This is a genomic window from Kitasatospora sp. NPDC127121 (genome assembly GCF_042677305.1).
Taxonomy (GTDB): domain Bacteria; phylum Actinomycetota; class Actinomycetes; order Streptomycetales; family Streptomycetaceae; genus Kitasatospora.
Map to the genome: position 1 here is coordinate 25,850 of NZ_JBHXTQ010000088.1, position 11,744 is coordinate 37,593.

Consider the following 11,744-nt stretch of genomic DNA (forward strand, 5'->3'; position numbering starts at 1 on the left):
GACGTCAGGTCCGGGGCGTCTTCTCCCCGTGGACGGCGGTGTACTCGGCCGCCAGCCACGGCCCGAGGTCCTCGGTGAGCACCTTGAGGACGGTCGGGTCCGCCGTCGGCGTACGGGCCACGGTCGCCGCCAGACGCATCTGCTCGGCGCGCTCCGGGTAGTAGCGGGCGAACGCCCCGGCGGACTCGGTGAGATCGCTGGTCCAGCCACCCCACCGCGGCATCACCAGGGTGAAGCCCGTCCGCACGATCCGGCGGGCGACCGCGCGACTGAGCGCCCGGCGCTCGGCGGGCGTACCGGCCGAGCCCGCCCGCTCGCGCCAGCGCGGGAGGGCCAGGGCGAGATCGCCGTTGGTCTCGCGGGCGAGCGTGGAGGTGGGGCGGTAGCGCGGCAGTCCGGCGGCGAGGTCGTCACCGAGCAAAGGCGTGCACAGGCAGGCCACGAACCAGCCCAGATCGTGACGTTCGAGCTCGCTCAGCAGCGTGTCCGCGCTGAACAGGAGGATTCCGACACCGTTGACCTGCGGGAAGGAAGCATCGAGCCGGGATTCGAGCGCATCGGCGTCAGCCCGGTCGGCGGCGGAGGGCTCCTGCCTCAGGGCGAGCAGGAGATCGAGATCGGAGACCTCGGGGATCGCGGTGCCGCGCGGGATGCTGCCGTAGAGGTAGGCGCTGTGCAGCCGGGGGAGGTCGAAGACCTCGGCGATCAGCGTCCGGGCGGCGGCGACCACGGGTGCGAACGCCTCGGGCACCCGGCCCAACGAGCCCTCCCGTGCGATGAAGCCGTCGTCGTCCAGTCCCGCGGTAGTCATGGGCGTACTCTGCCGGTTCGCGCACCCCCGAGCGAGCCGATTTCGGACGCCGGGCGTGGCTGATCGTCAACTCCCCGGCGATTCCCGGGCATCATTCCAGGCACGGACGCGCGGGGAACGGCGTTGAACCCGGGAAACACCTCGCGCCACCGTCGCCGCACTCCGACGAGCACGCTCCCCGGAACGACGAGCCGCAGGACGGGGAGCAGGGCCGCGCGCGGGCCCGCGGAGGGGCGGCGCCCGTATGCGGCCTGCCCTCCGGAGGATGATCCCCATGCAGCCCGACCCTCAGCCCACCTCGCAGCCCGCCTCGCAGCCCGACCCGCAGGCCTCCCCGCAGGCCGTCAAGATCGGCCTCGGTCTTCCCCTCCAGGACCCCGTCCTGCTGTTCGAGTGGGCCCGGCGGGCCGACGCCGGCCCGTTCAGCACGCTCGGCCTGGCGGACCGGGTGGTGTTCGACAACCCCGAACCGCTGGTGACGCTGGCCGCCCTGGCCGGCGCCACGTCCCGCGTCCGCCTGCAGACCGAGGTGCTGCTCGCGCCGCACCACGTCCCCGCGCTGCTCGCCAAGCAGACCGCCACCCTGGACCTGCTCTCCGGCGGGCGTTTCACGCTCGGCCTCGGCGTCGGCGGCCGGGAGGACGACTTCCTGGCCGCCGGCATCGACCCGCGCCGCCGGGGCCGGCTCCTGGACGAGCGGATGGCGGTGCTGCGCCGCCTCTGGGCCGGTGAGCCGTTCGGCGAGGGGGTCGGCCCGGTCGGGCCCGCGCCGGCGACGCCGGGCGGCCCCGAGGTGCTGTTCGGCGGCTTCGCCCCGGCCGCGCTGGACCGGGTCGGCCGGTTCGGGGACGGCTTCCTCGGCGCGGGAGTGCCGCCGGAGGCGATGGCCGGGCTGTTCCAGGACGTCGAGAAGTCCTGGCAGCGGCACGGCCGGGACGGCCGGCCCCGGCTGGTCGCCCAGGCGAACGCCGTCCTCGGCCCGGCGGAGACGGTCGAGCAGGCCCGGCGCAACATCCGCGCGTACTACGAGTCCAGCGGCCGCGCCGACCGGATGGAGGAGGGCCTGCTCACCACGCCGGAGGCGATCCGGGCCGCCGTGGCCGGCTTCACGGCCATCGGCGCGGACGAGGTGATGCTGTACTGCTGGTCCCCCGAGGTGGACCAGGTGGACCGCTTCGCCGAACTGCTGTTCCGGTAGCGGTCGGTCGCAGAGGCGGGGATCAGTTCGGGATGCTGGAGATCAGTGCGGGATGCCGGAAATCAGTGCGGGATGCCCGCGATCAGCTCCTGTGCGCCCTGCCGCTTGAGCGCCAGCGCCGTGGAGGTGCCGAGGTCCTCGGGGCTGAGCGCGCCGGCCCACTCGTGGGCGTCCAGCACCTGCTTGCCGTCCGGGCTGAAGACCCGGCCGCGCATCGAGAGCCGGCCGTCCGGTTCGGCCCTGGCGTAGCCGGCGATCGGGCTGTTGCAGTGGCCCTGGAGGACGTGCAGGAACATCCGCTCGGCCGCCGCCTCGCGCCAGGTGTCGCGGTGGCCGAGCGCGGCGACCGCGTCGACGGTGACGACGTCGTCCTCGCGGCACTGCAGGACGAGGATGCCGGCGCCGATCGGCGGGCACATCGCGTCGAGGTCCAGGATCTCGGTGATCCGCGCCTGCTCGCCGATCCGCTCCAGCCCGGAGGCGGCGAGCAGCAGCGCGTCGGCCTCCCCGGCGGCCAGCTTGGCCAGCCGGCTGTTGGCGTTGCCGCGGATCGGCACGCACACCAGGTGCGGGTGGGAGGCGGCGAGTTGGGCGACCCGGCGGACGGAGGAGGTGCCGATCCGGGTGCCGGGCGGCAGTTCGACGAGGGTCAGGCCGCCGGGGTGGACGAGGGCGTCGCGGATGTCGTCGCGGCGCAGGTAGGCGGCGAAGACGGTGCCGGCGGGCAGCGGGCGGTCGGCGGGCACGTCCTTGAGGCAGTGCACGGCGACGTCGGCCTCCCCGGCGAGCAGCGCGGCGTCGACCTCCTTGGTGAACGCGCCCTTCCCGCCGAGCCGGGCGAGGTCGCCCATCCAGCGGTCGCCGGAGGTGGTGACCGGCACCACCTCGGTGCGCAGGCCCGGGTGCAGGGCGGCGAGTTCGGCGCGGACCCGCTCGACCTGGGCGAGCGCCATGGGCGAGGAGCGGGAGACGATGCGGATCAGCTCAGCGGTGGCCATGGCGCGATGATAGGCGCTCGAACGCCGGGCTCTGACCCGGCGTCAGCCATGCGGCGGAAGGCCCGCCGGACGGCACCCGGACGGCCGGGCGGCGAACCGTCCGACCGTCCGTGTGCCGCCCGCGTGTCGGCCGCGCTCACTCGTTGTGCAGCACCTCGGCGATCGGCAGCCGGGCCGCCGAGCGGGCCGGGACGAGGGCGCCGAGGACGGCGATCGCGACGCCCGCCAGCGCGAGCCCGGCGAGCAGCGGGGCGCCCCAGACGTCGATCATGTGCTCCGGGAAGGCCAGGATCCGGACGTTCTCGGCGATCAGCCGGTGCACCACGATCCCGACCGGGATGCCGATGACGCCGCTGAGCGCGCCCTGCCAGGCCACCGAGGTGACCGTCATCGCGACGACCTGGCGTGGCGTCATGCCGATGGACTTCAGCATGCCGATGTCCCGGCGGCGCTCGCGGATGGTGAGCAGCAGGGTGTTGAAGACGCCCAGCGAGGCGACCACCGACAGCAGGACGGTGAAGGTCGTGCTGAAGGTCTGGATAGCGACGACGGGCCCCGCCGAACTCTCGACGACCACCGAGGGCGTCAGGCTCGGGTCGGCGGCCCCGACCGCCTTCTGGTACGCGGCGGCGTCGGCGCCGTCGGCGAGCCGCACGTCGTACTCGACCGTGTGCGGGTCGGGGGTGAGCGCAGCCCGGGTGGCGTCGTTGGAGGTGATCGCGTTCGCGTTGCCCTGGATCTCCTCGCCGACGATGGTGACGGCCCGCTGTCGGCCCTCCAGGGTCAGGGTGATCCGGTCGCCGAGCCTGAGCCCGCGCTGGTCGAGGAAGGCCGGCCCGGCCTGGACCTCGTCCGGCCCGGTCGCCGGGCGGCCCTTGACCACCCGCAGCCACCTGGTGCCGGCGATGTCGTCGCCGCCGTAGAAGTCCATGAAGACGGGCTGGGTGTGGCCGACCACGCCCACTCGGACCAGCCCCCGGGTGACGACCTGCGCGGCCCCGGGGGTGGCGCGCAGCATCGCCTCGGTCTGGGCCGGGGTCAGCTGCGGCTCGACCGTGTTGCCCTGGAAGTGGCCGGTCTGCACGTTGACGTGGATCTTGTCGTCGACCGGGGCCATGCTCCTGGCCAGGGTGCTGCTCAGGCCGGTGGTGACCGTCACGGTGACCACACCGAGCACGATCGCCGCCATGGTCAGCGCCGTCCGGCCCGGGCGGGCGAAGGGCTGGCCGAGGCCGAGGCTGACGGCGCGCGGCAGCCGGGTGCCGCTCAGCCGGCGCTGGACCTTCAGCCCGCGCCCGGTGCGCGGCGCGCTGCCGGCCGAGATCGCCTGGGCGGCGGACAGCCGGTGGGCGCGCGAGGCCGGGACGAACGCGGCGGCGACGACCAGCAGCGGGACGCCGACCAGGGTGGCGGCGGGCAGCCAGCCGGCCGGCTCGATCACGGCGGTGCCGGTCGAGATGCCGCTGAAGGCGGTCTCCAGGATCGGGTACGCCCCCGCCCAGCCGGCCGCCGTCCCGAGGACCGTGCCGACGACCGCGGGCACCGAGACCATGGTCAGGTAGACCGTGACCACCTGGCGCGGGGTGAAGCCGATCGACTTGAGCACGCCGATGTGCCGGTAGCCGGAGACCACCGCGCCGCTCACCACGTTGCCGACGATCAGTGCCGCGACGACCAGCCCGAGCACGCCGAAGACCGTCATCAGCGGCAGGTAGGCGTCGGCACCGGCGGAGAAGGCCTGCTTGAGCACCAGGTACGACTGCGCGCTGGCGAGCGCGTCCTTGGGCAGGCCTTCGGTGGCCGTGCCGAGGGAGGCGGTCAGCTGCTGCTCGGTGTCCGCGTCGGCGAAGCGGTAGAGCATCTGACGGCTGGTGGGGTGCAGGGCGGCCGCCTGCTCGGGGACGACCCAGCCGCCGGCGGACTGGCTCATGCTGCCGGCGAAGCCGACGATGGTGAGCTTCAGCCCGGTGGCGGTGGTGAGCGACGTGCCGAGGAGCGTCGTCGCGGCGCCGCCGCCCGGTTGCTGGATGACCACCTCGCCGGGCGCCGTGGCCCAGCGGCCGCCCAGCAGCTGCACCCGGTCCACCGGCCCGGCCGGGTCGGCCCGGCCGACCAGGGTCAGCGGGCCCGGCGGGCGGCCGACCCAGTCGGTGGGGATCTCCACCACGGCCTGGTCGAACGGCCCGGCGGCCGCCTCGACGCCCGGCCGGTGGGCGGTGGCGGCCAGCTGCTCCGCCGAGGCCCTGGCCGGGTCGAAGGCCGCGACGACGTGGGCGCCGCGCTCGGCGGCGAAGGCGTCGTCGAAGGGCGCCCGGGCGGCGCTGATCACGGCGAGGGCGAGCAGCACGGTCGTGGTGGAGCAGAAGACGACCAGGCCGATCACGAAGGTCTGCACCCGGCGGCGCTTCACGGCCGCCCGGGAGGCCCGCCACACGGCGCCGGTCATGCGGACGCCTCCAGGGCCCGCTCGCGCGCCACCTTTCCGTCCGCGACCTCGACCAGGCGGCTGGCGCAGCGGGTGGCCAGGTTGGGGTCGTGGGTGACGATCAGCAGGGTCTGGCCGATCTGGTTGAGGTCGATCAGCAGGTCCATCACCTGCTCGCCGGAGCGGCTGTCCAGCGCGCCGGTCGGCTCGTCCGCGAGCAGCAGCGCCGGGCGGTTCATCAGGGCCCGGGCCACCGCGACCCGCTGGCGCTCGCCGCCGCTGAGCGCGGCCGGGTAGGTGTCCTTGCGGTGCGCGACGCCGAGTTCGTCCAGCAGTTCCAGGGCGCGGCGGCGCGCCTGGCGGGCCGTGGTGCCGGTCAGCTGGGCGGCCAGGGCGACGTTGTCGAGGGCGGGCAGGTCGTCGATCAGGTTGAAGAACTGGAAGATCATGCCGATGTGGCGGCGGCGGAACAGGGCCAGCCCGGTCTCGTTCAGCTGCCCGAGGTCCTGGCCGTGCACCCGGACGGTGCCGGAGGTCGGCCGGTCCAGCCCGGCGACCATGTTCAGCAGGGTGGACTTGCCGCACCCGGAGGGGCCCATCACGGCGACCGCCTCGCCCGCCCGGATCCGCAGGTCGACGCCGTCGAGCGCCTTGGCGTCGCCGAACTCCTTGTGGACCCCGGACAGCTCGACGACGGCCTGTGCGTCGTCCGGCGGGGTGGTCCCGTCGTGGTCGTTGCTCATGGTGGACGACGGTAGGCGCGGGCCCCCGGGCCCGGCGTCCCACCCGGGGTGTAGCCGGGGCGGCCGTAGTACCCGGGATGTACGCGGGCGGCACCCCCGGATGATGTCGATCATGGCGTGGGCTGGGAAACTGGCGGTGTGTGGGGAACGGGGACGAACTGGGCCGCCGTAGCGGTGGCGAGTGCGGCGGTGGCGGGTACGGCGGTCGCGGCGGCCGGCTGGCTGGGCGTCGCGCTCGCCCGGGCGCGGCGGCTGCACCGGGCGGCCATCGGCGAGCGCGGCTGGCTGCTGGAACGGGAGCGGGAGAGCGCCGCCCGTACCGCCGTGGACGCCGAACGGGCGCGCATCGCGGCCGAGTTGCACGACATCGTCAGCCACAACGTGAGTCTGATGGTGGTCCAGGCCGGGGCCGCGCGCGAGGTGATCGCCACCATGCCCGCGGAGGCGGCGGCGGCGATGGGCGCCGTCGAGGCCGCCGGGCGCGACGCGATGACCGAGCTGCGGCACCTGCTCGGGCTGCTCGCCCCCGCCGCCGACGGCACCGAGGAGGAGGCGGCGGACGGTTTCGCGCCGCAGCCCAGCCTGAGTCGGCTCGGGCCGCTGATCGACCGGTTCGCCTTCGCCGGGCTGCCGGTGGAGGTGCGGATCTCGGGCGAGCCGAGACCGCTGCCCGGCGGCGTCGACGTGACGGCGTACCGGATCATCCAGGAGGCGCTGACCAACGCGCTCAAACACGGGGACGGGGTGACGGCCGAGGTGACGGTGCGCTACGCGGACCACTACCTGCGGGTGGAAGTGCTCAACAGCGGGCCGAGCGTGCTGGCGGGCGCCCGCGCCGCGCCCGCGCGGCCAGCCGACGCCGTGCCCGCGCAGCCCACCGACGCCGTGCCCGCGCCGCCCGCCCGGCCGGCCGACGGCGCCGGGCGCGGGCTGCTCGGCCTGCGCGAGCGCGTCGCCGTGTACGGCGGCGACCTCGACGCCCGGCGCCGGCTCGGCGGCGGCTACCGGGTCCGCGCCCGCATCCCGCTGGACCGGCCGTGACCGGGGCCGAGGTGCAGCGGGGGCCGGAGCAGCAGCCGGAGCGGGAGCCGGAGCGGGAGCGCCGCCCCCGGGTGGTGATCGCCGACGACCAGGAGCTCGTCCGCACCGGCTTCCGGATGATCCTCACCGCGCGCGGCATCGACGTGGTCGCCGAGGCCGCCGACGGCGCCGAGGCGGTGGCGGCCGCCGTCGCGCACCGGCCCGACGTGGCGCTGCTGGACATCCGGATGCCCGGCATGGACGGCCTGGAGGCCGCCCGCCGGATCCTCGCCCGGGCGCCCGGCTGCCGGGTGATCATGCTGACCACCTTCGACCTCGACCACTACGTCTACGCCGCTCTCGCCGCCGGGGCCAGCGGCTTCCTGCTCAAGGACGTCACCTCCGCCCATCTCGCCGCCGCCGTGCGCCTGGTGGACACCGGGGACGCCCTGCTCGCCCCCTCGATCACCCGGCGGCTGGTCGAACGCTTCGCGGCCGGCGCCCCGCGCCCCGCCCCCGGCGCCGACGGCCCGCCGCTGCACCGCAACCTCGCCCCGCTCACCCCGCGCGAGGCGGAGGTGCTGGCGCTGCTCGGACGCGGGCTGTCCAACAGCGAGTTGGCGACCGAACTGACGCTCAGCGAGTCGACGGTGAAGACGCACGTCGCCCGGATCTTCGCCAAGCTCGATCTGCGCGACCGGGCCCAGGCGGTCGTCCTCGCGTACGAGACCGGGCTGGTCTCGCCGGGGGGCAGTGTCAACTGATGTTCAGTCAACTCCCTTGATTCGCATGACAATCATCTAGCTAACTCGTTAGAGGTAACTCCCGGTCCGATTCACATTTTTGCCAGTTCATGGGGGAACATCTCTCTGTCCGCGCCCGAACGAGAAATGACCGTTCGGGCGGCATTTTCAAGACATTTGGACAGGCCCGTGACTACCTCCGCCCCCGTGTGGGACTGCCCCTTCAACCACACCGACGGCCTGGAGTTCGACCCGCTCCTCAAGCGGCTGCTCACCGAGGCCCCGATCGCCAGGATCCGACTGCCGCACGGCGAGGGCGAGGCCTGGCTCACCACCCGCTACGAGGACGTCCGGATCGTCACCACCGACCGGCGGTTCAGCCGCGCCGCCGGCATCGGGCGCGACCTGCCCCGGATGACGCCCGCCCCGATCGCCCAGGCCGAGGCGATCAACCTGATGGACCCGCCGGGCCACAACCGGCTGCGCCGCCTCGTCGCCCAGGGCTTCACCAACCGCCAGGTCGAGCGGATGCGCCCGGCCACCCAGCGGATCGTCGACGGCTACCTCGACGAGATGGCCGAACACGGCTCCCCCGCCGACCTGGTGCACTTCCTCTCCAGCCGGCTCCCGCTCACCACCATCTGCGAACTGCTGGACATCCCCGAGCAGGACCGCGCCGAACTGCGCGGCCACGCCGTCGCCATGATGACGATGGGCCCCGGCAGCCGGGCCGGCCAGGAAGCCGCCAAGGCCGCCCTGCGCGGCTACTTCACCGAGCTGACCGCCGCCCGCCGCGCCCACCCCGGCGAGGACCTGCTCAGCGCCCTCGCCACCGCCCGCGACGGCGACGAGCTGCTGGACGACCAGGAGCTGGCCGTCATGGCGATGGTCCTGCTGGTCACCGGCCACGACACCAGCACCTACCAGCTCAGCAACATCACCTACACCCTGCTCACCCACCCCGAACAGCTCGCCAAGCTGCGCGCCCAGCCCGACCTGCTGCCGCGCGGGCTGGAGGAGCTGCTGCGCTTCATCCCGTTCCGCCAGGGCGTCGGCATCGCCCGGGTCGCCACCGAGGACGTCGAGTTGGGCGGCGTGCTGATCCGGGCCGGCGAGGCCGTCCACGTCTCCTACCTCACCGCCAACCGCGACCCGGCGATGTACGAGCGCCCCGACGAACTCGACCTCGACCGCGGCGCCCCCACCCACATGGCCTTCGGCCACGGCCAGCACCACTGCCCCGGCGCGCACCTGGCCCGGATGGAGCTCCAGGTCGCCATCGGCACCCTGCTGCGGCGCTTCCCCGGCCTGCGGCTCGCCGTCCCGCCGTCCGAACTCGACTGGCACACCGGGTCGATCTGGCGCTACCCCCGCACCCTGCCGCTCGCCTGGTGACCTCCTCCCCGCGCCACCGGCTCCGCCACGGAGCACCGCGCGGCGCCCGTCCGACGCATCCGTAGGCCGCCTGCCCGGGCCGCTCACCAGCCCGCCCGGCCAGGCCACCCAGGGGAGACCCGCACCATGGCAACACTCTGCCGCCCGGCCATCGCCGTACCCGAGAACGTCATCACCCTCGACCAGACCCTCGACCTCGCCCGCAGCCTGCACGCCGGCCACCCCCAACTCGGCCTCGCCCTGCGGCTGATCGAGAACACCGGGGTGCGGACCAGGCACCTGGTCCAGCCGATCGAGCAGACCCTCACCCACCCGGGCTTCACCGCGCGCAACGAGGTCTACGAGCGGGAGGCCAAGCTCCGCGTCCCCGAGGTGGTCGAACGGGCCCTGGGGCACGCCGAGTTGGGCGCCCGGGACATCGACCTGATCATCTACGTGTCCTGCACCGGCTTCATGATGCCGTCGCTGACCGCCTGGCTGATCAACGCCCTGGGCTTCCGCTCCGACACCCGCCAGATGCCGATCGCCCAGCTCGGCTGCGCAGCCGGCGGCGCCGCCGTCAACCGCGCGCACGACTTCTGCCGCGCCTACCCGGGCGCCAACGTGCTGATCGTGTCCTGCGAGTTCTGCTCGCTCTGCTACCAGCCGACCGACCTCGGCGTCGGCTCACTGCTCTCCAACGGCCTGTTCGGGGACGCCGTCGCCGCCGTGGTGATGCGCGGACACGGCGGCACCGGCGTGCACGTCGAGCGCAACGGCTCGCACCTCGTCCCGGACACCGAGAACTGGATCTCCTACGGGGTCAAGGACACCGGCTTCCACTTCCAGCTGGACAAGCGGGTGCCCGGCACCATGGAGATGCTCGCCCCGGCGCTGCGCGGCCTGGCCGTCGAACACGGCTGGGACGTCTCCGGGTTGGGCTTCTACATCGTGCACGCCGGCGGCCCGCGCATCCTCGACGACCTCTGCCACTTCCTCAACCTGGAGCCGGCCACCTTCCGGTACAGCCGCGCGACGCTGACCGAGCGCGGCAACATCGCCAGCGCCGTCGTCTTCGACGCGCTCGCCCGGCTGTTCGCCGACGGCGGCGTGGCCGACGGCACCACCGGCCTGATCGCCGGTTTCGGGCCCGGCATCACCGCCGAGATCTCGCTGGGGAGTTGGGTCGGCGAGCCGGTCGAGGCCGCCCGCCGACGGCCGCGGGCCATCTCCACCTCGGACATCACACTCGTCCATCCGAGCGCCCCCCGGCGTTTCCCGGCCGGCACTACGATCACCGAATGACCGACACCACGCACCAGGCGGACACCGACGACAGATCCGCCGAACTCGCCACCCTCTTCCCCGCGTTGCACGCCCCGCAGTACTGGACCTGGGGCCGGTACGACGCGCTGTTCTCCACCGTGCTGCCGCCGGACGAGCTGGTGACCAACATCCACCTGGTGGGCTTCGCGGACGACAAGGTGGTCCTCTGCCGGGACGACCGGGACCACTGGTTCCTGCCCGGCGGCACCCGGGAGCAGGACGAGAGCATCGCCACCTGCCTGGCGCGCGAGCTGCGCGAGGAGGCCGGCGCCCGGCTGCTCGGCGAGCCGGACTGGCTCGGCGCGCACCGCTGCCGCACCGAGGACCCGACGCCGTACCGGCCGTGGCAGCCGCACCCGGAGAAGGCGTGGCTGTGGGGCTGGGCGGAGGTCGCGGTGGACTCGGCGCCGACCAACCCGGCGGACGGCGAGCAGGTGGTCGAGGTACGGGCGGTGCCGGCGGGCGAGGCGCAGCGGCTGCTGCTGGCCGGGCACGACGCCTGGTGGGGCGAGCTGATCGGGCTGGCCGTGGAGCTGCGGCGGCGGGCCGGGCGGGGCTGATCCCCCGCCCCTCCGAGCCCCCCAGCTCCGAGCCCCCTCTCCGAGATATTCCCGCTGGGCCGGAAGACCACTGGAACGGCCGAACAACAGAGAGCATTGTCCGTTTTACGGTGATATGACTCGGCCATGGACACCAACATGCTGGCCGTGGACTACCCGGTGCTCAACATCTTCTGGACGATGCTGGAGCTGTTCCTCTGGATCCTCTGGTTCTTCCTGCTGTTCAAGATCATCACGGACATCTTCCGCAGCCACGACCTGGGCGGCTGGGCCAAAGCCGGCTGGCTGCTCCTGGTGATCGTGCTGCCGCTGATCGGTGTGCTGGCCTACGTGATCGCCCGCGGGAAGTCGATGAGCGAGCGGGACGCCGCCCAGGTCCGGCAGAGCGAGGCCGCCGTCAAGGCCTACATCCGGGAGGCGGCCGGAACCGGCGCCCCCGGGGGCGGCGGCAGCCACGTCGACGACCTGGCGAGACTGGCGGACCTGAAGGAGAAGGGCGCCATCTCCGAGGAGGAGTACCAGAAGGCCAAGGACAAGCTCCTGGCC

Annotated in this window: 11 protein-coding genes; 7 read left to right on the forward strand and 4 right to left on the reverse strand. The window is 73.8% G+C overall.

What is annotated here, in order from left to right:
* Positions 1-4 precede the first annotated feature (4 nt).
* Entirely contained in the window at positions 5-811 is an 807-nt protein-coding gene (locus tag ACFVHI_RS31545) for a nucleotidyltransferase domain-containing protein (RefSeq protein ID WP_063347043.1), read from the reverse strand.
* A gap of 274 nt (positions 812-1,085) precedes the next feature.
* Here ACFVHI_RS31545 and ACFVHI_RS31550 point away from each other — a divergent pair, with 274 nt between their 5' ends.
* Positions 1,086-2,009: an LLM class flavin-dependent oxidoreductase gene (locus tag ACFVHI_RS31550; RefSeq protein ID WP_380345118.1), complete on the forward strand. Its 924-nt coding sequence runs from the start codon at positions 1,086-1,088 to the stop codon at positions 2,007-2,009.
* Positions 2,010-2,071: 62 nt separating this feature from the next.
* Here ACFVHI_RS31550 and hemC read toward each other — a convergent pair whose 3' ends face one another.
* The 3 genes from hemC to ACFVHI_RS31565 all read right to left on the reverse strand — a co-directional run bounded on the left by hemC (position 2,072) and on the right by ACFVHI_RS31565 (position 6,175).
* A complete protein-coding gene (hemC, locus tag ACFVHI_RS31555) occupies positions 2,072-3,007 on the reverse strand; it encodes a hydroxymethylbilane synthase (protein WP_380345120.1) in 936 nt (311 codons plus the stop codon).
* 136 nt (positions 3,008-3,143) lie between these two features.
* On the reverse strand, positions 3,144-5,453 hold the full coding sequence (locus ACFVHI_RS31560) for an ABC transporter permease (protein ID WP_380345122.1): 2,310 nt from the start codon (positions 5,451-5,453) through the stop codon (positions 3,144-3,146).
* Positions 5,450-6,175, reverse strand: coding sequence for an ABC transporter ATP-binding protein (locus tag ACFVHI_RS31565; RefSeq protein ID WP_063347046.1), 726 nt, complete (start codon positions 6,173-6,175; stop codon positions 5,450-5,452). The genes ACFVHI_RS31560 and ACFVHI_RS31565 overlap by 4 nt, the downstream gene beginning before the upstream one ends.
* A 138-nt stretch (positions 6,176-6,313) precedes the next feature.
* Between ACFVHI_RS31565 and ACFVHI_RS31570 the strand changes: the two genes are divergently transcribed.
* The 6 genes from ACFVHI_RS31570 to ACFVHI_RS31595 form a co-directional block, all read left to right on the forward strand.
* Entirely contained in the window at positions 6,314-7,216 is a 903-nt protein-coding gene (locus tag ACFVHI_RS31570) for a sensor histidine kinase (protein ID WP_380345124.1), read from the forward strand.
* A gap of 11 nt (positions 7,217-7,227) precedes the next feature.
* Entirely contained in the window at positions 7,228-7,959 is a 732-nt protein-coding gene (locus ACFVHI_RS31575) for a response regulator (protein WP_380345131.1), read from the forward strand.
* A gap of 126 nt (positions 7,960-8,085) precedes the next feature.
* A complete protein-coding gene (locus tag ACFVHI_RS31580; protein WP_380345126.1) occupies positions 8,086-9,333 on the forward strand; it encodes a cytochrome P450 in 1,248 nt (415 codons plus the stop codon).
* 126 nt (positions 9,334-9,459) lie between these two features.
* On the forward strand, positions 9,460-10,617 hold the full coding sequence (locus tag ACFVHI_RS31585; protein WP_363371132.1) for a type III polyketide synthase: 1,158 nt from the start codon (positions 9,460-9,462) through the stop codon (positions 10,615-10,617).
* Positions 10,614-11,198, forward strand: coding sequence for an NUDIX hydrolase (locus ACFVHI_RS31590; protein WP_380345128.1), 585 nt, complete (start codon positions 10,614-10,616; stop codon positions 11,196-11,198). Before ACFVHI_RS31585 ends, ACFVHI_RS31590 begins: the two co-directional genes overlap by 4 nt.
* Before the next feature lie 126 nt (positions 11,199-11,324).
* Positions 11,325-11,744: SHOCT domain-containing protein (locus tag ACFVHI_RS31595; protein ID WP_380345130.1), on the forward strand; the 420-nt coding region annotated here is incomplete at its 3' end.

What these genes read in the sequence shown, in the direction of transcription:
- ACFVHI_RS31545 (WP_063347043.1), bottom strand. Translation starts at nt 811, where the DNA reads ATGACTACCGCGGGACTGGACGACGACGGCTTCATCGCACGGGAGGGC.
- ACFVHI_RS31580 (WP_380345126.1), top strand. Translation starts at nt 8,086, where the DNA reads ATGACCGTTCGGGCGGCATTTTCAAGACATTTGGACAGGCCCGTGACT.
- ACFVHI_RS31585 (WP_363371132.1), top strand. Translation starts at nt 9,460, where the DNA reads ATGGCAACACTCTGCCGCCCGGCCATCGCCGTACCCGAGAACGTCATC.
- ACFVHI_RS31550 (WP_380345118.1), top strand. Translation starts at nt 1,086, where the DNA reads ATGCAGCCCGACCCTCAGCCCACCTCGCAGCCCGCCTCGCAGCCCGAC.
- ACFVHI_RS31560 (WP_380345122.1), bottom strand. Translation starts at nt 5,453, where the DNA reads ATGACCGGCGCCGTGTGGCGGGCCTCCCGGGCGGCCGTGAAGCGCCGC.
- ACFVHI_RS31590 (WP_380345128.1), top strand. Translation starts at nt 10,614, where the DNA reads ATGACCGACACCACGCACCAGGCGGACACCGACGACAGATCCGCCGAA.
- ACFVHI_RS31565 (WP_063347046.1), bottom strand. Translation starts at nt 6,175, where the DNA reads ATGAGCAACGACCACGACGGGACCACCCCGCCGGACGACGCACAGGCC.
- hemC (WP_380345120.1), bottom strand. Translation starts at nt 3,007, where the DNA reads ATGGCCACCGCTGAGCTGATCCGCATCGTCTCCCGCTCCTCGCCCATG.